Raw genomic sequence first — 22,981 nt, 5'->3', positions numbered from 1 at the left:
AACAAGATAATCCCGTCATTTACCATCGAGTAAGGCTGAGACTATTTTGGCTTATCATTTAATCCTACCACTTCTGTTAGGGATTGACAATCTACCCTAAAAACCCAGCACTCCATCCTGCATCCGAGACGGGAATCTTCAACATTAGTGAGCAGCTTTTTGCACCAATTCCATCATCAATCACTCAAGTTCTGGATTAAATTCCATTCCTCTAGGGTAACTCCCAGACTTTGATCGAGACGAGTCAATGCATTAAGATATTGGATTAAAACTCGCAATTCATTTTGTTGGGCATTGGCTAAATCATTTTGAAAACGAATAATATCATTGAGGGATGTCCCTTGAATGCCCAAACGCAGTTTAGTTTCTTCCGCCTCCAATTGCTGCTGCACCAATTCAGTGGTAGATTGAGATTGTTCGACCTGTTCCCAGGTGAGCTGAATATCTCGGATACGATTATTGATATCAATATTTAAACTTGAATAAACTTGATCGATGGTATTTTGACTCTTTCTCACATTCACCTGACTTTGTTCAAACTGCTGTTCGGGCTGCAAATCTCCCCAGGTTTTACTCAAAGTCAAAGCCAGAGTCAGATCGGAGCGGGTTTCTACCAAATTACTGGGTAACCAATTATAATCTGCCTCCAAATCTAAATTCCATCGACGATTATCTGCCGCTTCAATTAAATTAGAGTTAGCAATTTCCTGATTTAACTGAGCTTGTAAATAGCTGGGATTATTGTCTAGGGCTAAAGCAAATAAGTTTTCTACATCTAAGATCGGTCTATCTTCTAACTTTGGCGGTTGAGCCGTAATCGCTAAATCTTGATCGAGTTCTAATAAATCTAATAACTCTAATCGAGCTTGATCTAAAGCATTTTCAGCATCTAAAACCCTTAATTCTTGATTGGCTACATCTGCCTCTCCTTGAATACGTTCTACCGGGGCCCGTCTTCCTGCCTGAATTAAGGCTTCTGTGACCTCTAAGAGACGGCGAGAGTTTTCTAGAGTTAATTGGGCAATGTCCAGTTCTTTTTGACGTTGGAAAAGTTGACGATAAAGTATAATCGCCTCAGTTACTCGATCGATTAATGTAGATTTAACTTGTAAAATCTGCACTTGATTGGTCAAGCGGGCGCGATCGATAGACGCGCGATTGACATCAACTCTTGAACCTCGCAATAAGGGCTGTGTCAGTTCCAGTCGAATTTCATGGTTTAATCCCCTTTGATCGAACGGAGCAGTAGAACCATATTGTCGTTCTAAACGCCGTAGAGTTCTCCAGTCAAGGGTGATTTCAGTACCGATGGGAAGTTCAGTATTTAGGGAAGCTCCGATGTCTAGGCCTTCACTTTGGTTAATAATGGGGCCAATGGATTCCCGACGGGCATTGAGTAAGAGACGAGGGGTAAGATCGGGTCTGAATTTATCTTCAGCAACCGCTAGATCTTGGCGTTGGGCAATGCGATCGAGATAGGCGTTTTTGATGTCCGTGTTATTTTCAACAACCAGTTGCACGACATCGGCGATCGCCAAAGATAAAGGCTTCTGTTCTAAATTCTGTTCAGAATGAACAGTTTGCTCTGGTCGGGAACTCGCTTGTACGGGAAAGCTCACACAAAAAACCAGGGTATAGCTGGCAAATATGCCCCCGGAGACCAGGGATAGATGCAGTAATTTTCGGATACTTAACAGGAATGGATCGAGATTCATGATTATTTTTAGCGATCGCAGTTTAACGTTAATTTAATCTCAAGTTAATTTTGCCTCAAAAGCTAGGTGAGAGCGCTCACCCACTGGAGAACCTGCCCGTAAATGATAAACAATAGTGCTACAATCAAAGCGAGTTACCTCTTAGAAAGAAGATGTACAGATTGATGGAGCAACCAATCAGGTATACAAGCGATCGGATCACAATATGCAGATATGGTCAACCTAATCAAGACAACCCAATCTGGACTAATTCTCATTGTTGATGATAATACCAACAATCTTAGGGTGCTATTTAACTTGCTGAAAAAATCAGGGTTTAGGGTATTAGTGGCCACAGATGGCAAAAATGCATTAGAAAAAGTGCATCAAACCTATCCTGATTTAATTCTACTAGATGTGATGATGCCCGAATTAAGTGGGTTTGAGGTCTGTCGGCAACTACAAGGCAATCCCCAGACGCAAGATATTCCCGTTATTTTCATGACGGCTTTATCCGAGAGCGAAGATAAGGTTAAGGGATTCCAACTCGGTGCTGTGGACTACATTACCAAACCCTTCTATCAAGAAGAAGTATTAAGTCGAATTCAACTGCATCTGAAGCTCCGCTCTTTAACTCAAAACCTACGGGACAAGAACCAGCAACTCCATAAAGAAGTTCAAGCCAGGCTATTAGCACAAACCCAATTAAAGCATCTAAATGAAGACTTGGAAAGTCGCGTTATCGAGCGTACAGAGCAGCTTTCGTTAGCCTTAGAGAAATTACAAGCCAGAGAAGAGCAACTCAGTTATGAAGCTTCTCACGATCATCTGACGGGATTGTATAACCGGTTGTGGGTGACCCAATATTTATCAACATTGTTAGACCATTTTCCCAGTTCCTCTCAGACCAACTACGGGATTTTGTTCTTAGATTTAGGCCATTTTAAGCGAGTGAACGATCATTTGGGGCATCGCATTGGGGATCGAGTGCTAAAAGTGGTGGCCGATCGCCTGTTAGGATGCTGGCGAGGACAAGGACAAGTGGCGCGTTTGGGGGGAGACAAGTTTTTGTTAATACTAGAAATGAATGAACAGACGGATATAGAGGCGATCGCCAACCGGATCTTAGACCATCTGCGATCGCCCATTACCATCGGTCACTATCCCATTACCCTCCATGCTCGCATCGGCATCATTCCATCCATCCTCGGCTATCGGCAAATGACCGACATTCTCCGCGACGCAGATATCGTCATGTCAGAAGCCAAACGCGCCGGAAAAACCGGGTATTGCATCCTCAACCCCCAGCTCCAATCTCGCGCCTTAGAACGCATTCAACTCGAAGCCGAATTACCGCTCGCCATCCACAACCAACAATTCGAGCTACACTATCAACCCATTATCGCCCTCAATAGCCATCAACTCGTCGGTTTTGAAGCCTTAATTCGCTGGCAACATCCTCAACGGGGACTCATTTCCCCCGGACACTTTATTGACCTAGCCGAAGAAACCGGATGTATTGAAGAACTAGGATTCATTGCCCTTACCTTAGCCTGTCAGCAACTGCAACAGTGGCATCAACAATTGTCCCCCACCCAAAATTTAGTCATTAACGTCAATCTCTCCCCCTTGCAATTGCAAAACTTTCACCTGCTCAAGACTATTTCTAATATTTCTAAAAAATATGATATTTCACCCCATCAACTCAAACTCGAAGTCACCGAAAGTGCCTTTTTAGAAAATGAAGGAATGCCCACTAAAATCCTAGAAGAAATTCATCATCAAGGAATAAAAATTTGTATTGATGATTTCGGCACAGGATATTCCTCCTTAAGTCGTCTCCATTCTTTTCCTGTAGATACACTCAAAATTGATCGATGTTTTGTTTCTCGTCTAGATAGTGCAGAAGGTTTAGCCATCATCCAAACCATGATTTCCTTAGCTCACCATCTCGGTATGGATCTGGTTGCTGAAGGCATAGAAACCCAAGAACAACTGAATATCGTCAAAGAAATAGGGTGCGAATTTGGCCAAGGGTTTTTATTTGCAAAACCCCTAAATCCTGAAGCGGCCACTCAGTTTATCCAAAATTACCGCATAAATTGACCTATGAACACTTCTTCCACCGATCAAAAAACCCTGCTGGTGGTTGACGACAATCCCACCAATATCAAAGTTTTATTCAACTTTCTCAAAGAAGAAGGATTTAAGGTATTAGTCGCCAAAGATGGCTTAAATGCCTTAGAAAAACTCACTTCTATCCAGCCAGATTTGATATTACTCGATATCATGATGCCAGGAATTGATGGCTTTGAAACTTGCCATCGCATCAAAGAAGACCCCAAAATTAACACCATCCCAATTATTTTCATGACTGCTCTTGCAGATGCTAACAATAAAGTCAAAGGACTCAGTTCAGGAGCCGTTGATTATATTACCAAACCCTTTCAGCAAGAAGAAGTCCTAGCCAGAATTAACCTGCACTTGAAATTAAAATCTCTGACCCAAGAACTGGCCACTGTGAACGCTTCCTTGGAACAAAAAGTTGAAGAAAGAACCGCAGAACTCAAAAAAGCCCAGTCTCAATTGGTGTTAACCGAAAAAATGTCCTCTTTGGGTCAACTTGTAGCTGGAATTGTCCATGAAATCAACAATCCGGTCGGGTTTATTGCCGGTAATATTGCTGAAGCCAAAAATTATGCCCAAGACTTAATTCAACTCGTTCAACTCTATCAAGAAAAATACCCTGAACCCGATGATGACATTCTTGATGAATTAGAAGAAATTGACTTTGAGTATTTACTCGAAGACTTTCCTAAACTGCTCAAATCCATGGAAGAAGGAACCAATCGCATTACTAACATTAGTCAATCCATGCGTACCTTTTCCCGTGCCGATAGCGATCAAAAAGTGTCCTTTCATTGTCATGATGGCATTGACAGCACCATCATGATTCTCAGGCATCGACTGAAGGCGAAAGACTATCGACCCGAAATTAAAATTACTAAAAACTACGGAGAATTACCCCCCGTTCCCTGTTATCCGGGACAATTAAATCAGGTGTTCATGAACTTATTAGCCAATGCCATTGATGCATTAGAAGATTCTAATCAGGGAAAAAGTTATGAGGAAATCCAAAATCAGCCGAATGAAATTGAGATTGCCACCAGTTATGATGCGGATGGAAATCAAGTCAAAATTGAGATCCAAGATAATGGTATAGGCATGAAGCCAGACATCCAACAGAAAATTTTTGATTATTTGTTCACGACCAAAGGAGTCAATAAAGGCACAGGACTAGGGTTGGCGATTTCCCGTGAAATTATTGAAGACAAACATCAAGGAACCCTAGACTTTACCTCGCAACTTGGACAAGGAACAACCTTTACCCTAATCTTGCCAGTGAAGGAATAAAGCGCTTTGCGCTGCGCCAGTAATGAGTAATGAGTAATGAGTAATGAGTAAGAATTTAACCCATTTTTTCCTGAGACGGAATTTTTGTCTGAGTTGGGAACTTACTGCCTGAGTCACTCGTCATTACTCTATGGTTTCTCCTTGGTGACCAGGTGGCGGGACGGCTTTAGGCAAGACCCGCCCTTTTTATGGCTTTGTACTCCTGCAATAGGGTAATTTATCTGTATGAGCCTCGCATAGAGCCAAGTGGCCCCCAACCCAAACCCATTTTTAATGTTTTCGGCTGTCGCCGACCTGAAAATTTTTAATTTTTAATTTTTAATTTTTAATTGATACTATGTCCCTATTATTCCTCAGTAATGGCCATGGGGAAGACCTCAATGGCAGTTTAATTGTTAAGGCATTGCAAGAGTCTTATCCCCAGATGGAGGTTGCGGCCATGCCTTTGGTGGGGGCAGGGGGAGCCTATGGCCGTTTAGGTGTGCCCATTATTGGCCCCACGCGCACTCTGCCCTCTGGGGGAATATGGTATATGAATCCCCTTTATTTGCTTAAAGACCTGTTTTCGGGTTTGATTGGTTTAACCTGGCGGCAAATTCGGGCGGTTCAGCGCTATAGTCGGCATTGTGACCTGTTGGTGGCGGTTGGGGATATTGTGCCCATTGGGTTAGCCCAGTTAACCGGTCGCCCTTATCTGGCGTTTGTGGTCTCTACGTCGAGCTACTATGAGGGCAAGGTTAAGTTACCATGGTTAACGGCACGGTGTTTGCGATCGCCCCAATGCCAAAAGATTTATACCCGCGATGCCTTGACTGCCAGGGATTTACAGCACCAAGGATTCCCCAACACCACATTTATCGGGTGTCCCTTTATGGATACCCTCACGCCAACCGGAAAACCCTTAAATCTAGACCCCAATCAACCCATGATTGCCCTATTACCCGGTAGTCGTCTTCCCGAAGCCTTAGAAAACTTTGCCCTACAATTGCGCCTGTGTGAAATTCTCTCCTCTCAACAGAATCTACAATTTCAAGCCGCCTTAGTGCCCAATATTAACGCAACTCAATTACAAACCCTAGCCACTGAAGAAGGCTGGCACTATAGCCCCGGCCAACTCACCAAAAATCACACCACAATTCACTATCATTTCGACGCTTTCCCCGACATTCTCCACCAGTGTAACCTAGTGATTGGTATGGCAGGAACCGCCGTAGAACAAGCCGTCGGCCTAGGCAAACCTATCGTTCAAATTGTCGGCAAAGGCCCCCAATTTACCTATCGATTTGCCGAAGCCCAAATGCGGCTTTTAGGGCCATCCATTACCACCGTAGGTACAGGGCCGGCAACACCAGCTATTTTAGCAGAAGCAGCCACCACCATTGTGGATATTCTCGGCGATAAGCAGTATCTAGAAACTTGTGTTAAAAATGGCCAAGAACGGATTGGCCCCATAGGAGCCTCCCAGAGATTTGCCCAGGAAATTATAGCGAATAGGTAATGGGGGTCTGTTGTTCGCGTTTCGCTCCCTTCCCCAGGGGAAAGAAACCCGGTTTCTTCTCACTTCCTAATGGTGCGATCGATAAAATCGGTAATGTCTTGATAAAAAGTCTGCCCTTTATGTTGACTCGCCCCTGCCGTCACCAACACCCGCAAAAATCCCACTAGGGAGCGAATAGTCGCATCATAAACTAGATCAAAAAGCGGACTCAAATCATCTTGATTGTGTTGTCCATAGGCGAGAGCATCAATATAATCCTTGCGAATTTGATTATCGATCACCACAATGGGATAGCCGGCCCGGAGCAACAGTAAATTCATCAACAATCGAGCCGTGCGTCCATTGCCATCCCGGAAAGGATGGATCGACACAAAGCGATAATGTACCCTCGTCGCATATTCCACGGGATGAAGCTTTAAAGCTGAGTCGGAATTGAGCCAGAGGATAAATTCTCTCATGAATTGAGGCAGTAAATAATGGGGAGGATAACGATAATTAGTTCCGGCTGCCATCACATCTAGAGTGCGATAACTTCCTGCTTCATTTGGGTTGATTTTTCGCAAAATGAGAGTGTGGATTTGTTTGATTTCCCATTCATTAATTTCTGTGTTAATCTGGGCTAAAGTTTCAATATAGTCGATGGCTTCTTTATGTCCAATCACTTCTAAATGTTCATCAAGGGTCTTACCCCCAATCGTAATTCCCTGGGTTAAGACTAACTCAGTTTCGCTTTGGGTTAAGGTATTTCCTTCTATGGCATTTGAGTTATAGGTAAATTGAACATCATAGAGTTTTTTTAGTTCAGTAACGATCGCTGGATCAAAGGGTCTAAATTCATCCAACCAGGATTTGAGTTGGTTTATTTGTTCTAATTTAGCGTTCTGTTTGACCATTAAGTAGTTATAGATTAAAGCTGTTAATGAAACTCCAGGTTCTTGACTTAAAGCGATCAGTTGTTGGATAAACTTCTCGTAGAGTCGAGAAGAGGCGACCCGTACATTGTCTTGGATCTTCATCCCTGACTCCCTGCTAACAGCGTTTTTCCCAGCTATGCGATACTCAGTTGTGCCCCCCTGACCCCTTTTCCTCTGGGAGAGGGATATAGGGAGAGGGCCAAATCTTTCGATACTAGCCAATGGCTAAAAGACTTGATCCTCAATTCCTTTCCACCACTGGCCGAGTTTCATTAAATCTTCGTGAATTTCGGTTAAGTGTTCCATGTATTCTTCCGGTTCTAGTTCATGGCGACGCTCTTGTAGCTTTTGTAGCCTTAGCTGAACCAGTAGCCAGGGTTTTGAGATGCCATCGGTGGCTTCAATATAGTGGGCTAAAGCTTGACTGTTCACGATCGCACACTCCTCAATGATAAAAGAATTGCCTTCTATCATATCAAATCTAAAAAAATGCTACATATGAGCTAGATCGATCCAAGGATTAATGATGCTATAGTCCTGATAGGGGAACAAAACTTGGTACGATGAATGCGGCACAACCTGGTTTTATCTCCCCCACTGACAGCCTTACAGCAATTTTCGCTGTTATGAGAGACGCTTCCTACCACGGAGCAGACCAGGCCAGACCTTATAATGGGCACTGTTAAGAGAAAAACAGTTTTCCTTGTGCCCATTACTGATTACCTAATTACCGCGCCAAGCGCCTTATTCTATGACTATTCATCCTGACGGCATTCCTCCCCATGGGGGTCAACTGATCAACCGAGTGGTTACCCCAGAAGAAAAGCAAGAATATTTACAAAAAGCGGACACCCTTCCCAGGGTACAACTCGACGATCGCGCCTTTTCTGACCTGGCCTTAATTGCCATTGGTGGATTTAGCCCCTTAACCGGTTTTATGGAACAAAAAGACTATGAAACCGTAGTCACTGACATGCGTCTAGCCAATGGACTCCCCTGGGCTATTCCCATCACCCTATCGGTCAGCAAAGAGGTAGCTGACCCTTTACAAGAAGGATCTTGGGTGCGTTTAGATGACCCTTCCGGCCGCTTTGTGGGCATTTTAGAATTAACTCAGAAGTATCAATATAACAAAACCCATGAAGCCCAAAATGTTTATCGTACAGACGACGAAAAACATCCAGGGGTAAAAGTGGTTTATGAACAGGGAGAAGTGAATTTAGCCGGGCCCATTTGGCTCTTGCAACGAGACCCCCATCCCCTGTTCCCTAACTATCAAATTGACCCGGCTGACACGCGGGCAGCATTTAAGGAAAAAGGCTGGAAAACGATCGTGGGTTTTCAAACCCGTAACCCCGTCCATCGGGCCCATGAGTATATTCAAAAATGTGCCATGGAAACCGTTGATGGTCTGCTGCTGCATCCTCTTGTGGGAGCTACCAAGAGTGACGATATTCCGGCGGATGTGCGGATGCGGTGCTATGAAATTATTCTAGAAAACTATTATCCCCAAGACCGGGTGATGTTGGCCATTAATCCGGCGGCGATGCGCTACGCTGGCCCCAGAGAAGCGATTTTCCATGCGATTTTGCGGAAAAATTATGGCTGTACTCACTTTATTGTGGGTCGCGATCATGCGGGGGTTGGGGACTATTATGGAACCTATGATGCCCAATATATTTTTGATGAGTTTGAACCGTCAGAATTGGGGATTGTGCCGATGAAGTTTGAACATGCCTTTTACTGCAAGTTAACGGGAGGCATGGCGACGGCGAAAACCAGTCCCAGTAAACCGGAAGACCGGATTCATTTATCGGGGACTAAAGTGCGGGCGATGTTACGGTCGGGACAACTGCCACCGCCAGAGTTTTCCCGTCCAGAAGTGGCGGCTGAGTTAGCGAAAGCTATGCAGGCCCAGCAACAATAGACCGGTTGCACCCGTTGGCTAGTAGGTGGGGAATTCCCCACTCTACTGGCTACAGATTTAACACGATTACTGATTACCGATTACCGATAAACGATTACCGATAAACGAAAAAGGCTGAAAAGCTGATAGGCTGATAGCGGAGAGCGGATAGCTGATGGTAGATTATGAAGCGGCGGGAATTTCTACAGCAGGCAGGGTTAGCCTTAGCCACATTAGGCATAAGTGAAGCGAGTTTATGGCAGATGAGCGATCGCGCTCTGGCGGCGATCGCCAAACCGACCTCTCGGAAGTTGGCTCTTTTGGTGGGTATTAATCAATATCCCCTGAAAGAGAGCCTCAAACTCCAAGGATGCGTAACCGATGTGGAACTGCAACGGGAATTGTTAGTCCATCGCCTAGGATTTAGTTCCCGCGATATACTAACCCTCACCAATGAGCAAGCTACCCGTGAACAAATTGAATCCGCTTTTATTAATCATCTGATTTCCCAAGCGGGGGCCGATGATGTGGTGGTCTTCCACTTTAGTGGCTATGGTCGCTGCGTACAGACTCGAGAGAGTCCAGTAGAGCTGCAAAGTAGCTTAGTCCCCATTGACGGCAATGCCCTAGAAGCCTCTGGAGGGCCAATTAACGATCTCCTAGAATCTACCCTACAACTGTTGCTCAAATCCCTGAAAACCTCTCAAGTGGTGACGATTCTCGATACCAGTTATGCACCCCTGGAGCGGCAACAGGTGGGAACCCTACGGGGACGCTCTTATCCGAGTGGGAAACAGAGTTGGGAAAGTGGCGCGATTGAACTGACTCCAGAGGTGCAAGGGCTGCAAGATGAACTGCGAAATACTCTCAAAGCGGATGCGGAACAATTGCGGGTTCAGCGTCGCTTTGGACAGTTGCCAGGGGTGGTGATTTCTGCCGCTACGCCCATTCAACGGCCCATCGAACAAGGGGTGACCCCCGCGCCGAGTCAAGTGCGGGGACAACAGGCTTTTGAGAGTCAATGGCGTGGCTTTAGTGCGGGATTATTAACCTATGGGTTAACTCAAAATCTCTGGTTAGCAACCCCTGAAACTCGTTTACCGGTGAGTTTAGCGACCGTCTCTAATCAGGTGCAACAACTGGCTGGCGATCGCGAACAACCCCGTTTAAGTGGTGAAAAAAGTCAGGAACCAAGCCAAACCATTAGCCAATGGCAACCCCTGAATCGGGAGGGGGCAGAAGGGACGATCCAGGCGATCGCCGAAGATGGCAAAACCTTAACCCTATGGCTAGGAGGACTCTATCCGCAAGTTCTGAATAACTATCAACCCCATAGCCTGTTTAGAATCGTCCCCAACCCAGACTCTGATCCCGACTCAAAGACTCGAATTGAACTGCGCTCCATTGAAGGATTAAAGGCGAAAGCACTCATCCCGAACACGGAAAACCCACCCCACCCACAAAAGGGGGCCCTGATCCAAGAAACGGTGCGTTTTCTCTCCCGTTCTATAAACTTAGTCGTGGGTATTTGCGAGGACTTAGAACGAATTGAACGGGTAGATGCCACCAGTGCCTTTTCTGCCATTCCCAATGTGTCTACCGTGGTGTTAGGGGAATCGAGTCAAGCGGTGAATTGTGTATTTAGTCAAGTGAAGCATTCCGATCTATCCGAGGGAGCCAATCTCCACAACAGCTATGGCCTCTTTTCCCCTGGCTTAGAGTTGATTCCCCAGACCCTAGGAGAAAAGGATGAAGCGGTGAAAACAGCCGTTCGTCGGTTAACGCCTACCCTGGATATCCTCTGGGGTATGAAACTGCTACAGTTAACGCTTAATCAAGGATCGTCTCATTTGGCAGTGCGAGCAACCTTAGAGAAACTCAACCCCGAACGGCAACTGCTGGCTAGACAGGAACCGCCGCGATCGCCTCTGCCGCGAACTTCGACGGCTAAACTGCCCTCTCTGTTGAATCTGGAGATTGGCACTCAAATTGGTTATCGTCTCCATAACCAAGAGGATCGGCCTGTATACGTGCTGTTATTGGGTTGGGATCATTCTGGGATGTTAAAGATCTTTCAACCTTCTAAGGTCTCGATCTCTCCTAAAAGTGCGACCCCCAGCTCTGGTGACAAAACAGAGCCTGAGTTGGCCATGGAGAATCAACAGTTGGTGATTCCCCCAGGAGAGAGTATTGTATTGCCAGAGGCGATCGCCCCGGTCGAATGGACGGTATGCTGTGGAGAAGGATTAGCCCAAACTCAAGCGATCTTTAGTGTGGCTCCCTTTACTCAAACGGCTAAGGTCTTGAAGTTAGCAGAAGCTTCTGCGGGAGCTAAGGGATTATCGGGAACGGTCAAAAACCCCGGAGCGACAGCCAAAGCGGTTTTAGAGGATTTACATCAGGCAAGTCGTGCAGAAATTGACCCAGAATGGATCAAACCGGATAGTTATGCCTTGTCTGTTAAGGCTTGGTGTTCATTAAGCTTTATTTACCGCGTGGTCTAGAAATGTATGCAAATGCACTCGTCAATTAAACTGAAAATGGGATAATTTGGAGACATCTTGCAGGTTTTGCACTCATTGGCACTCAATCTATCATGAACAATCAGATGGCATTGCTCCTCTCTACCCTGCTGTGGTCTACGGGAGGACTGGGAAATATGGTAGGGGTTGAATCTTCAGCCGCTCAAGGGATGCTCACCGAGCAGAGTCGAGGGAGAGAAACCCGACAACAAGAACAGCTTATCGCTCAAGGGGGAAGATTGGATTCTGAGGTGCGCGAGGCGATCGCCGATGAGGTCGAGGCCACGTTTTTCAGTACCCTAGTGTCGATGAATGCCTTGTTTGTGGCATTTTTAGCGTTGTTTTTTGCCTTGGTCACCATTGGATTTTGGCTACAGCTACAACGATTAAGGCAACAAACTGAATTGCATAAACAGGAGTTGGCGAGTTTTCAACAGGATGCCGTGTCGTCAATTACACAAACGATTAGCTCTGCGGAAACGGTGTTAGAGGCGATCTCGGAAAAGGAATTATTAGCCGAACAACAAATTAATCAAGCCAAATCAGAAGCAGTCTCTGAATTAAAAGGGATTGCGGCTGAGACAGAAAAAGCCAAAGATGAAGTGTATCAGAAATTGGCGGAAGTTTTGCCTCGGTTAACTGAAGCAGCCAATGCTGTGCAAAATAGCAATGGGGCAAATGGGGCAAATGGGACAAATGGAGCGAATGGGACAAATGGGACAAATGGGACAAATGGCGTACAACCCCCCCCGCCACCGTCCTATTCTAAGGCGGCTAATGAATATCTCAGACAAGGAGATACGCAGTTTTTGCAAGGTCGGTATCATGAGGCGATTACCCTTTACGATCAGGCGATCGCCCATCAAACCCATTTTCCGGAAGCCTGGAATAACCGGGGCGGTGCATTAGCAAAACTCGGCCGTCATCAAGAGGCGATCGCCTCCTACGATCGAGCCTTAACAATACGGGAAAATTTTCCAGAAGCCTGGAATAATCGCGGCGGAACCCTGGCCAAATTACAAAACTATGAACAATCCTTAGAATCCTATCAAAAAGCGGTGAGTTATAAACAATCCGATCCCCTGATTTGGATGAATTTAGCCAATGTCTTGGTGAAACTTCAGCGCTACGAAGAAGCCGTATCTGCCTATGATAAAGCAATTCAATATCGAGCCGACGATCCCTTACTCTGGCAACAGCGCGGTAATTCTTTAGCCCAACTGCGGCGCTATGAACCGGCTTTAGATTCCTATAATCAGGTTCTCGGTTTGCAAGGCAATAATCCAGAAGTCTGGTATGCTAAAGGCTATGTGTTGTATGAACTGCAACGGTATGAGGACGCTCTGAACGCCTACGATCGGGCGATCGAATTAGAAGAGAATAAAGCGGATTATTGGAATAACCGGGGCAACGCTCTAGAAAAATTAGAGCGCTTTGAAGAGGCGATTTCTTCCTACGAACAAGCCCTACGGCTGCAACCCGATAAATATGAAGCTTGGGATAACCGGGGATATACTCTCGGCAAACTGCAACGCTATAAAGAAGCTCTATCGAGTCTCGATGAAGCCCTCAAATGTAAACCCGATCATGCCAATGCCCATTACAATAAAGCCTATTGTTATGCCTTAATGGGCGATCAAAAATCTTCCCTGATTAGTCTCCATCGTGCCATTAAAATTAATCCCATGTATCGGGAATTGGCTCAAAATGATGCTGATTTAGAATCCGTTCGCAATCATCAAGTGTTTAAGCGAATCATGGCTGGAGATTTAAAGGTTGCTACTCCTGCATCTTAGAAAAAGGAGAGGAGGAATTGGGGGAGAGCGGTTACCCGTTCCCCATTGTTAATTGTTAATTGTTAATTGTTAATTGTTCCGTGGCGATCGCCAAACGCACCCCTGGAATTTTTCGGAGCGTATCCATAACCTGGATCACCCGTCCATGGGCGATCGCCTCATCCGCCTTTAAAACCACTAACTGGGATGAGTTAGATTCCATTAACTCAACGATTCCCGCTTCCAGTTGCTCTAAAGGAATCATCGTTTCATTCAGGGCAAGGCTTCCTTCAGCATCAATCGATACAGTAATTCGCTCCTGCTGCTGAACTTCCCCCGTTCCTGCTTGGGGCAAATTAACGGGTAAGCCCTCATTTCGAGTTAAAAACAACGTCCCAATCATGAAAAACGTCAAAATAGAGAAGATCACATCAATCATCGGCAAGATGTTGATTTGAGGCGCAAGATCGGGATCGTCATCAACTAAACGCATGGAATGAGAGTCTAGGAAAATTACCAACCCTAGTGTATCTCATGCACTTCAGGCTAGGGAACCCAATTAACTTTAGGCGATCGTTTTCACCCATCCGCGCTTAACCGCGTGACGAAGACGGCTGATCATATCAATTTCTTCAGCCTGTAGTCTAGAGGAGGAAACCGAGGATTCTAAGCGATGATACTCATCTGAACTAACAAAACCCGTACTATAGATTCTAGAGAACTTTTCTATTAAATCTTCTTCAGGGAATAGGCTGAGGCTATATGAATCCAATGTATTCATGATTCTCTCTCCTGAGAACTGCTCAATCGGAATCTAACATGAGGTTAGGACTTTTGGGGGGGGTTTAAGCAAGTTTTAATGAACGTGAACAATATGAAAGTTCTAAATTTTGAAATTGTTGATATACTTAATCTTTCTTAGTCATTATTGCTCATTTGTGGGAAATTTCGAGATAAAAGTTAATATTTATTCATCAATGAGAGAAGCGATCGCTATAGATTTTAGGGAGAAGCTGTCATATTTAGAATTGTGAATTCATCAAACTTCACCACTTCAGACTCCGGATGGCGGGTATCAAAGATGTAACTGCTCACCGTTCCCTCTCCGGTATCTAAAAGACTAAACACCGTCAAATCATTACTGGCAACATAGGGTAACGGTTGGTTCTTGTCCCTGAGCGGATCTAGGTTAGGGATAATGGGATCTAAGCCATTGGGATCGCCTACAGGTACATATTCCGGTTCATATCCTGGGGGAACATAACGCCGAGATTGCTCCATCTTCAGATAAGCGCCGTAAGTATTGCCCACATTAGAGGTTTCTAAAAAGTGAATTCCTGTGGGGCTAGTAAAGCGATTCCACAGATGGGAATGACCATATAATACCAGGTCAACCTTCGCTGCTTCTAATAAGGGGATTACATCCCGGATAATATAATCGTTTTCTTTCGGATACTCGTAGCGAATCACTAAGGGATTGCCATCAGGATCTCGATCCACTATTTGCACCGGATCGGTATAAGCAGGCACAATATTTTCCCCTAGGGAATGGGGGGGATGGTGAAACATGACAATTTTATATTTTTCCCGTTGAAATTCTGGGGAATTCAGTTCTGCTTTTAACCATTCGTATTGGGGACTACCGGGGGTAATGGGTTCAAAAATATGTTGTCCATAGCCCCAATTTTGGGGTTGATTTAAGTCCCGATCGCGCTCCCGGAACCGTCCTTGACTATTAGCCGATAAATTTGGCGATCGCCACATATTCGTTATCTGGAGAACCACCAAGCGAATATCCCCAAACGTAACGGCATAATAGCGCCCATTACCTGGACTTTCGGGCAAACTAAAAATTTCTTCGTAGGTATCGCTATTAAAGCTGCGATCTTTAATCCAAGCATTTTTAATCGTCTCATCGCCACTGGGATTAATCCGATCCGCTTGCCGTTGATAATCAGCTTCTGCCACTACACGAGGATAGGAACCATTAAACTGATCGTTTAATCCTCGTTCTTCAGACCATTTTCCCATAATTTCATGATTGCCCAAAGCCGGGAATAGGGCCGCATTTTGGATTAAAGCGGCTCCTGTATAGGTTGTCGTGGTTCCATTTTTGTCTAAGTCATAATTTGCCCGTCCTTGCAGCACTGGGAAAAAGGCATTCCCCCGGCGATCGTCAAACCATTCGGAAGCGCGATCCGGGATATCCACTAAGTCTCCGGCAAAGAAAATAGCGTCAACAGCCCCAACAGTTTCCCTAACTTTCTGAATATTTGCCGCAGTCATGGGCTTATGCTGGTGGTCTGAAGTGAGTAAAATTTTTAATGGCGTTCCCGATTGGGGACTGGAACTGAGGATGAAGCGATCGCTCCTAATCTCCTGACGATTATCATGGACACTGATCGCTTGATAGGGCAATTTTTCCCCAGGCATTAATCCTGTAATTTTCCCCTCATGTCGCCAAATATCTCGGAGTACCGGAGACTCCCCCGGTTGCTCTAACACCGTTTCCTCAAGATGGGATACCTTATCCTCACGGGTGCGGCTTAATTTTGTCGTTGTTGCCTGCACTTGACGCTCTAAATTTTCCCCATAAACCACCCGATGCTCATATCCCGGAAACGGGGTAAACCAAACGACTTTCACCGTCGTTTCAGTGGGAAATTGCAAAAAGGGATCGGTTAATAGATATTCTGGAAACATAGAAAATGGAGGAGATATCAATGTAGCACTAAGCCAACCTAAAGCCATTAGCGCCACTGTGCTAATCAACAGAATTATACCGTTATTCCATCGCCTACTTTGAGTCATCGGTTAACAATATTAATATTGGCTTGGGCGTTTCTTCTCCACATTTGGGGTTTAATGCGTCTGAGGGCTGAAGCACGAAAGCGTTGATCCCACTCTTGTTCAGAGAGGTTAGCTAGATCGATAAGTTTGGGGGCAAGGTTGTCCGGATAGGGATGAAACTCTTCGATCTGCGTAGGTTGGGCGAAGCGTTCATTCCAGGGGCAAACATCTTGACAAATGTCACATCCGGCAACCCATCCGTTGAGGTTTTTGGCGATCGCCTCCGGCAGTTCCTCAGCACGGTTTTCGATCGTGTGATAGGCAATACAGCGATTGGCATCGACCACAAAGGGTTTGGCGATCGCCCCCGTCGGGCAAGCCTGAATACAGCGCACACAAGTGCCACAATGCTCTGTATGGGGTTTATCCGGCTCTAAGGGCAAATTTGTCAAAATTTCCGCCAAGAACACCCAAGAGCCAAATTTACGGGTAATCAGATTACCATGTTTCCCCACCCAACCCAACCCTGCCCTTTGGGCCCAAAGTTTATCTTGAACCGGCCCGGTATCCACATAGGACTTAAGTTTAATATCTTGCCCCTGCTGCTGCAACCAAGCCGTAAACCCCTTTAACTTTTTGCCCATGACTCGATGATAATCCCGTCCCCAAGCATACCGAGAAATTTTGCCATACTCTGGCCCTTGGGGTTGGGAATAGGGCGTATAATAATTGAGCGATAAACTAATAATTGAGGCAACTTGGGGGAAAGCTGCACGAATATCCTGGCGTTTCGGATTTGCCATCCAATCCATATCCCCATGATAGCCCTGGGCTAACCAGTTTTGCAGTCGTTGAGCCGCTTTTTGGGCGATCGCCCCATCGAACACCGCTATCCCCACTTGACTAAAGCCAAGATCAACCGCTTTTTCTTTCACCTGTTCTGAACTTAAGGTTCCAGAATCATCAGACATCAATTCCCCCAACTCACCTTTGCAACCTAAATTATTCTTGCTGTAAACCCGGTACACTCGCCTCTAGTTTGAGACAATTACGACCATCTATTTGTAGGCGATACTCCACCCGATCCATCAACCGATTCATAATCAGCCACCCATAACCCCCTTCCTGTTTTTGTTCGGGATCGGGAGGCAAATAGGTAGCCAAATCATAGCCTTGACCGTGATCCCAAACCTCTAGGGTAATGTCATTATCCTTGAGTTCTAAACACATGACCACCGGCAATTCCGCCTTATCTTTATGGGCATGGCGAACCACATTAGAATAGGCTTCCACTAAGGCCAATCGAAACCGAGTTGATTGTCTTGACCAATCCGGGGATTCCCCCAGTTCCACTTCCAAACAGCCTAATAACCAGGACTCAACAATTCCCAGAAATTTCAAATCGCTTGGCACATTTAGCTCAGTTTTCATCAGACCTACAAAACCTCCAAAGATAGCAGCGTTTGATCATCTTCTTGTATAGCATTATCTGCTCGAACACTATCAAGCAGTTGGGTTAAATTCAGTTTGCCCGGTTGTTCAATTAACAATCTCCATAACCCTTCTTGATTCAGCATGGCCTCTGAATCCGGTTGACCTGCACCCGGATCTTTCGCTTCAGTAATGCCATCACTGGTGAGTAATAACACATCTCCTGGTTCCATTTTCACCTGTCCAGACTGAGCCTTCCAAACGGGTAAAATACCCACCGGAATTCCGCGAACTTTGAGAATATTGGGTTCTACCGTAACCGGTTCATTTGCCGCCAATTGTTCCATCAGTTTTTTGTGAGACCAAACCAGGGGATAAACATGGCCGGCACTGGCATAGGCAAGTTCCTGAGTAGAAGGACGATAGCGAGCTACTGCCATGGTGATAAAAGAGTTATTACTCGTCAAATCATCGATCAGGGAACTATTGAGATTCCGAATCACTTCATTCGGCTCCTGAGAAGTATCCTGAGACAGTTCTCGTCGCAGTACGGAAATGGCGCTGGCCATAAATAGGGCAGCCGGAACCCCTTTACCCGATACATCACCGACGGCTACCCAAATATCGCCTTGGGGATGGACATAGACTTCAAAGAAATCGCCACCGACTTCCCGTGCGGGATAGCAATAGGCTTGGACATCAACTGCATCAATTTCAGGCCAACTTTGCCGGAGTAGGTTGGCCTGAAATTGACGAGCAACTTCAAGTTCCGATTGCAATTGATTGGCTAGTTGAGTTGCTCGTTCATAGAGTTTGGCTTGGGAGAGGGCTAGGGAGGCTTGTTCGATAATGCTCTCTAGCAGTTGAACATCCTCATCGGGCCAAAGACCATCGGTGTCATATTGGTAGAGGGAGAGGATACCAAAGAGGCTCTCTTGATAGCTTAGGGGGACGGCTAAGTGTAGATAGGGGCGATCGCCTTCTGCATACCGTTGACTTTGGGTTTGATGACTCTCAAAAGCCGCTTGAATTAAGGCTTGAGAGTCTGGGGCATTGAGTAAATTCGCCTCGTCTGCCGCTTCGGACGGATTACAATAGGTAAACCGATGTTCCGTTAACTTATTCTCTTCCACAGACTGAAGACAACAAAAATCCGCTTCAAAATTCTTGCCCACGGTTTCGCTGATATTTTGCAACATGCTGTTGTAATCCAGCTTATCTCTGAGGGCGGTCATCACCGTATTTTGAATCGACTCCCGTCGTAGCGATCGCCTCAAATTATTCGTACTTTGTTTAATGACTTGGTAGGTGTCTGAGGCTTGCTCAATTAAAGCCTTCAGTTCCGTCGGGTTCCAGGGTTTAACAATATACTTAAACACCTTCCCCGCATTAATGGCCTCAACCAAATCTTCCACATCCGTATAACCCGTTAACAAGATGCGGATGGTGTCTGGATACTTTTCGACGCTTTTACCTAGAAACTCCGTCCCATTCATTTCTGGCATCCGTTGGTCAGAGATAATGATCGCCATTTCTCCTTCCTGATCCAGAATCTCTAGAGCGGCTTTAGCACTTTCGGCGCGGTAAACTTGAAAGTCCCGTCGAAAGGTTCGATACAGTAGATCGAGGTTATCCCGCTCGTCATCAACGACCATTAATTTGGCTTTTTTGCTCCGTCGTTCTCGGCGTTCACCTTGACTCATGCCACGCTCCCATTGCAGGTTAGTTTGACACTATAGTAGATAATCTTACCCAGTGGGGATAAGATTTTCGGTTTAACGGGCCATTCAAAGCTGCTATCTATACTAGATTTCATGATGTTTGTCAAGGTCATCTCAATCTACAGGATCATTTGCTCGAAGCAGTTGAATATTTTGGGATATTGATCTGCATTATTAGACAGTTTACACCGACTGGACTAGGCCTGAATAGGGGGATGGGGGAGTGGGGGAGTGGGGGAATGGGGGAATGGGGAGAAATCGGATATAACAATGAAAGGGTCAAACCCAGTTTTGCCCATTCCCGATTACCGATTACCGATTACCGATTACCCATTCCCATAAATCTTAATGTTTTCTCCCTTGACAATTGCACAAAAATCTTTCAAGTTGACAAACTAGCTAGAGATTCATTGATCCATCTCAGCCGATCTATTCCCCCAATGCCCTATGTCAACTCTCGTTATTGTTGAATCTCCAACCAAAGCGCGAACTATCCGCAACTTTTTACCCACAGGCTATCAAGTGGAAGCTTCTATGGGTCATGTTCGAGACCTCCCCTCGGCGGCTGATGAAATTCCTGCCAGCGTTAAAGGCGAAAAATGGGCCCAATTGGGAGTCAATGTGGAAGCAAACTTTGAACCCCTTTATGTGATTCCCAAAGATAAAAAGAAAGTGGTTAAAGAACTCAAGGATGCCCTGAAAAAAGCCGATGAGTTAATTCTGGCCACGGATGAAGACCGAGAAGGTGAAAGCATTAGCTGGCATCTGAAGGAACTGCTCAAACCCAAGGTTCCCATTAAACGGATGGTCTTTCATGAGATTACCCAAGAGGCGATTCGGGCAGCCCTGAAAAACTGCCGGGATATCGATCTGCAATTGGTTCATGCTCAGGAAACCCGGCGGATTTTAGACCGTTTGGTGGGCTATACGATTTCTCCTTTATTGTGGAAAAAGATAGCGCCGAAACTCTCAGCCGGACGGGTACAGTCAGTGGCGGTGCGGTTGTTGGTGGCTCGCGAGCGGGAACGGCGAGCGTTTCATCAGGGATCGTATTGGGATCTGAAGGCGACTTTGGAGCAGACGAAAACGGCGTTTGAAGCCCGGTTGATGAGCCTGGATGGGGTGAAAATTGCCACCGGTAGTGATTTTGATCCGGAAACGGGAAAAATTGTTAAAAACCGTAAGGTGAAACTGCTCAATGAAACGGAAGCGAAGGCGCTGCAAAAGCAGTTAGAAGGAAAAGTTTGGACGGTGACGGAGGTGGATGAAAAGCCGACGACACGCAAACCTTCTCCTCCCTTTACGACTTCGACTTTGCAACAGGAAGCGAACCGAAAATTGGGTTTGTCGGCGAAGGAGACGATGCGGACGGCGCAAAATTTGTACGAGCAGGGCTATATTACCTATATGCGGACGGATTCGGTGCATTTGTCGAAGGAGGCGATCGCCGCAGCACGCAGTTGTGTAGAACAAAAATATGGCCCCGAATACCTCTCCCCCCAACCTCGCCAATACAGCACCAAAACGAAGGGAGCGCAGGAAGCTCATGAAGCTATCCGTCCTGCCGGAAAGCAGTTTCGCACGCCCCAAGAAACGGGGTTAGACGGGCGGGAAGCTAAACTTTATGACCTGATTTGGAAGCGCACAGTAGCTTCTCAAATGGCCAACGCCCAGTTAACTCAAATTGCGGTTAACCTGCAAGTGGAAACGGCGGAGTTTCGTTCCTCTGGCAAACGGATTAATTTTCCTGGCTTTTTCCGCGCTTATGTGGAGGGTTCCGATGATCCCGATGCGGCTTTGGAAAATCAGGAGGTACTGCTGCCCGAACTCAAGGCAGGCGATCGTCCCGATTGTAAACAATTGGAGGCGATCGGTCACCAAACCCAACCCCCCGCTCGCTACACGGAAGCCTCCCTCGTCAAAACCCTAGAAAAAGAAGGAGTCGGCCGCCCCAGTACCTACGCCAGTATTATTGATACGATTATTGGCAAGGGGTATGCCCAGATGATTAACAAGGCCCTTGTGCCTTCGTTTACAGCTTTTGCCGTGACGAACCTGCTAGAGCAACATTTTCCCGATCTTGTTGATACCCAGTTCACCTCCCGCATGGAACAAACCCTAGATGATATTTCTACGGGGGAAGTGGAATGGTTGCCCTATCTGAAAACTTTTTATCAGGGTGAAACCGGTCTCGAAACCCAGGTCAAAGAGCGGGAGAGCCAAATCGATCCCAATACGGCCAAAACCTTGGAATTAGAGGGCTTAGAGGCAAAAGTCCGCTTAGGGAAATACGGCCCCTATGTGGTGGTCGAAAATGGAGAAGATGAACCTCTGAGGGCTTCTATTCCCCCCCATTTAACCCCGGATACCCTAGATCGGGATCAGGTGCAAACCCTGATCAAGCAAAAAACCGAGGGGCCGGACTGCCTCGGTGTTCATCCGGAAATGGGTGAGGAAATTTTTATGCTCAATGGCACGTATGGCCCCTATGTGCAGCTTGGCGAGGTTTCCGAGGAAAACAAAAAACCCAAACGCGCTTCTTTACCCAAAGGGATGAAACCGGAAGATGTCACCTTGGATATGGCCGTGGGTTTGCTCTCTTTACCGCGACTTTTAGGACAACATCCCGAAACTGGAGCGAATGTTAAAGCGGGTTTAGGTCGCTTTGGCCCCTATGTTGTCCACGATCAAGGCAAAGAGGGTAAGGATTATCGCTCTTTGAAGAAAGATGATGATATCTTAACTATTGGCCTCGATCGCGCCCTGGAATTACTAGCCCAACCGAAGCGAACCAAGGGAGGAGGTCGCGGAAAGACCAAGGAACCCCTGCGAGAGCTGGGCAAACATCCAGAGGATGGAGAGGCGATTAACCTTTATGACGGCCCCTATGGCCCCTATGTGAAGCATGGTAAAGTCAATGCCAGCGTACCGAAGGAGCGGCCGGTTGAAGAGGTAACCTTAGACGAAGCCCTAGAGTTACTCAAGGCGAAGAAAAGCAGTAAAACAAGCAAAACGAGCAGTTCCCGCTCCCGCAGTCGTAAAAAGGCCCAGTGAAAACCGGGCAAGTTCTTCCCTTTTTCCTCAAAGTCTTGTGGAAAACTTCCAAAGCTTGTGGAAAAACTGTGGAAATTGCCCCAGGAAGCGGCCCTATCCGCAGCAGGGGAGGACAAGCCCTTTACGGGAAAATAGCGGGAGCATGAAAGCCTCCATCTTTTAAGTGGGGGATGAAATGCGACACGAGCGGTTTTAACCGCCGTGATGTTAATTTCTTTCCGTTGTCAATTTAGCGTTAAGTGCGCTAAACTAAGTTTATTCT

At 46.1% G+C, this 22,981-nt stretch carries 16 protein-coding genes; 7 read left to right on the top strand and 9 right to left on the bottom strand.

Annotated features, from left to right (window positions below):
- Positions 1 to 176 precede the first annotated feature (176 nt).
- Positions 177 to 1,715, bottom strand: a complete 1,539-nt coding sequence (locus PJF56_RS19920; protein WP_283764464.1) for a TolC family protein — start codon at positions 1,713 to 1,715, stop codon at positions 177 to 179.
- A 213-nt stretch (positions 1,716 to 1,928) separates the two neighbouring features.
- Between PJF56_RS19920 and PJF56_RS19915 the strand changes: the two genes are divergently transcribed.
- The 3 genes from PJF56_RS19915 to PJF56_RS19905 all read left to right on the top strand — a co-directional run bounded on the left by PJF56_RS19915 (position 1,929) and on the right by PJF56_RS19905 (position 6,606).
- The gene (locus PJF56_RS19915) at positions 1,929 to 3,800 is read left to right on the top strand and encodes a two-component system response regulator (protein WP_283764463.1); all 1,872 of its coding nucleotides are present in this window, start codon (positions 1,929 to 1,931) and stop codon (positions 3,798 to 3,800) included.
- Positions 3,801 to 3,803: 3 nt separating this feature from the next.
- Entirely contained in the window at positions 3,804 to 5,108 is a 1,305-nt protein-coding gene (locus tag PJF56_RS19910) for a hybrid sensor histidine kinase/response regulator (protein ID WP_283764461.1), read from the top strand.
- Positions 5,109 to 5,445: 337 nt separating this feature from the next.
- Complete coding sequence (locus PJF56_RS19905) at positions 5,446 to 6,606, top strand: lipid-A-disaccharide synthase-related protein (RefSeq protein ID WP_283764460.1); 1,161 nt, start codon at positions 5,446 to 5,448, stop codon at positions 6,604 to 6,606.
- Positions 6,607 to 6,665: 59 nt separating this feature from the next.
- Here PJF56_RS19905 and PJF56_RS19900 read toward each other — a convergent pair whose 3' ends face one another.
- Positions 6,666 to 7,622 (bottom strand): Fic family protein, encoded by a 957-nt coding sequence (locus PJF56_RS19900; RefSeq protein WP_283764459.1) that lies wholly within the window; start codon positions 7,620 to 7,622, stop codon positions 6,666 to 6,668.
- A gap of 123 nt (positions 7,623 to 7,745) precedes the next feature.
- The gene (locus PJF56_RS19895; protein WP_283764458.1) at positions 7,746 to 7,952 is read right to left on the bottom strand and encodes a hypothetical protein; all 207 of its coding nucleotides are present in this window, start codon (positions 7,950 to 7,952) and stop codon (positions 7,746 to 7,748) included.
- Between the two features lie 319 nt (positions 7,953 to 8,271).
- Here PJF56_RS19895 and sat point away from each other — a divergent pair, with 319 nt between their 5' ends.
- From sat to PJF56_RS19880, 3 genes are all read left to right on the top strand, one after another.
- Positions 8,272 to 9,447, top strand: coding sequence for a sulfate adenylyltransferase (gene sat / locus PJF56_RS19890; protein WP_283764457.1), 1,176 nt, complete (start codon positions 8,272 to 8,274; stop codon positions 9,445 to 9,447).
- A gap of 164 nt (positions 9,448 to 9,611) precedes the next feature.
- Complete coding sequence (locus tag PJF56_RS19885; protein ID WP_283764456.1) at positions 9,612 to 11,930, top strand: caspase family protein; 2,319 nt, start codon at positions 9,612 to 9,614, stop codon at positions 11,928 to 11,930.
- Positions 11,931 to 12,034: 104 nt separating this feature from the next.
- Positions 12,035 to 13,744 (top strand): tetratricopeptide repeat protein, encoded by a 1,710-nt coding sequence (locus PJF56_RS19880; protein ID WP_283764455.1) that lies wholly within the window; start codon positions 12,035 to 12,037, stop codon positions 13,742 to 13,744.
- Positions 13,745 to 13,799: 55 nt separating this feature from the next.
- On the opposite strand, the gene PJF56_RS19875 is transcribed toward PJF56_RS19880, so the two are convergent.
- From PJF56_RS19875 to PJF56_RS19850, 6 genes are all read right to left on the bottom strand, one after another.
- Positions 13,800 to 14,216, bottom strand: a complete 417-nt coding sequence (locus PJF56_RS19875; protein ID WP_283764454.1) for an ExbD/TolR family protein — start codon at positions 14,214 to 14,216, stop codon at positions 13,800 to 13,802.
- 72 nt (positions 14,217 to 14,288) lie between these two features.
- Positions 14,289 to 14,504 carry a hypothetical protein gene (locus tag PJF56_RS19870; protein WP_283764453.1) on the bottom strand — a complete coding sequence of 72 codons (216 nt, stop codon included), beginning with the start codon at positions 14,502 to 14,504 and terminating at the stop codon, positions 14,289 to 14,291.
- A 221-nt stretch (positions 14,505 to 14,725) separates the two neighbouring features.
- Entirely contained in the window at positions 14,726 to 16,426 is a 1,701-nt protein-coding gene (locus tag PJF56_RS19865) for a metallophosphoesterase family protein (protein ID WP_283764452.1), read from the bottom strand.
- A gap of 104 nt (positions 16,427 to 16,530) precedes the next feature.
- Positions 16,531 to 17,484 carry a tRNA epoxyqueuosine(34) reductase QueG gene (gene queG, locus PJF56_RS19860; RefSeq protein WP_283764451.1) on the bottom strand — a complete coding sequence of 318 codons (954 nt, stop codon included), beginning with the start codon at positions 17,482 to 17,484 and terminating at the stop codon, positions 16,531 to 16,533.
- A 31-nt stretch (positions 17,485 to 17,515) separates the two neighbouring features.
- On the bottom strand, positions 17,516 to 17,944 hold the full coding sequence (locus PJF56_RS19855) for an ATP-binding protein (protein WP_283764450.1): 429 nt from the start codon (positions 17,942 to 17,944) through the stop codon (positions 17,516 to 17,518).
- A 5-nt stretch (positions 17,945 to 17,949) separates the two neighbouring features.
- On the bottom strand, positions 17,950 to 19,647 hold the full coding sequence (locus PJF56_RS19850) for a SpoIIE family protein phosphatase (RefSeq protein ID WP_283764449.1): 1,698 nt from the start codon (positions 19,645 to 19,647) through the stop codon (positions 17,950 to 17,952).
- 465 nt (positions 19,648 to 20,112) lie between these two features.
- Here PJF56_RS19850 and topA point away from each other — a divergent pair, with 465 nt between their 5' ends.
- Positions 20,113 to 22,719 carry a type I DNA topoisomerase gene (gene topA, locus PJF56_RS19845; protein ID WP_283764448.1) on the top strand — a complete coding sequence of 869 codons (2,607 nt, stop codon included), beginning with the start codon at positions 20,113 to 20,115 and terminating at the stop codon, positions 22,717 to 22,719.
- Positions 22,720 to 22,981: the final 262 nt, after the last annotated feature.

This window comes from Roseofilum halophilum BLCC-M91 (genome assembly GCF_030068445.1).
Lineage (GTDB): Bacteria > Cyanobacteriota > Cyanobacteriia > Cyanobacteriales > Desertifilaceae > Roseofilum > Roseofilum halophilum.
The sequence above is the reverse complement of the archived record's forward strand: the minus strand, read 5'-3'. Positions and strand labels throughout refer to the sequence as shown.

Coding starts and splice junctions, on each gene's coding strand:
- PJF56_RS19920 (WP_283764464.1), bottom strand. CDS start 1,715: ATGAATCTCGATCCATTCCTGTTAAGTATCCGAAAATTACTGCATCTA.
- PJF56_RS19915 (WP_283764463.1), top strand. CDS start 1,929: ATGGTCAACCTAATCAAGACAACCCAATCTGGACTAATTCTCATTGTT.
- PJF56_RS19910 (WP_283764461.1), top strand. CDS start 3,804: ATGAACACTTCTTCCACCGATCAAAAAACCCTGCTGGTGGTTGACGAC.
- PJF56_RS19905 (WP_283764460.1), top strand. CDS start 5,446: ATGTCCCTATTATTCCTCAGTAATGGCCATGGGGAAGACCTCAATGGC.
- PJF56_RS19900 (WP_283764459.1), bottom strand. CDS start 7,622: ATGAAGATCCAAGACAATGTACGGGTCGCCTCTTCTCGACTCTACGAG.
- sat (WP_283764457.1), top strand. CDS start 8,272: ATGACTATTCATCCTGACGGCATTCCTCCCCATGGGGGTCAACTGATC.
- PJF56_RS19885 (WP_283764456.1), top strand. CDS start 9,612: ATGAAGCGGCGGGAATTTCTACAGCAGGCAGGGTTAGCCTTAGCCACA.
- PJF56_RS19880 (WP_283764455.1), top strand. CDS start 12,035: ATGGCATTGCTCCTCTCTACCCTGCTGTGGTCTACGGGAGGACTGGGA.
- PJF56_RS19875 (WP_283764454.1), bottom strand. CDS start 14,216: ATGCGTTTAGTTGATGACGATCCCGATCTTGCGCCTCAAATCAACATC.
- PJF56_RS19870 (WP_283764453.1), bottom strand. CDS start 14,504: ATGAATACATTGGATTCATATAGCCTCAGCCTATTCCCTGAAGAAGAT.
- PJF56_RS19865 (WP_283764452.1), bottom strand. CDS start 16,426: ATGTTTCCAGAATATCTATTAACCGATCCCTTTTTGCAATTTCCCACT.
- queG (WP_283764451.1), bottom strand. CDS start 17,484: ATGTCTGATGATTCTGGAACCTTAAGTTCAGAACAGGTGAAAGAAAAA.
- PJF56_RS19855 (WP_283764450.1), bottom strand. CDS start 17,944: ATGAAAACTGAGCTAAATGTGCCAAGCGATTTGAAATTTCTGGGAATT.
- PJF56_RS19850 (WP_283764449.1), bottom strand. CDS start 19,647: ATGAGTCAAGGTGAACGCCGAGAACGACGGAGCAAAAAAGCCAAATTA.
- topA (WP_283764448.1), top strand. CDS start 20,113: ATGTCAACTCTCGTTATTGTTGAATCTCCAACCAAAGCGCGAACTATC.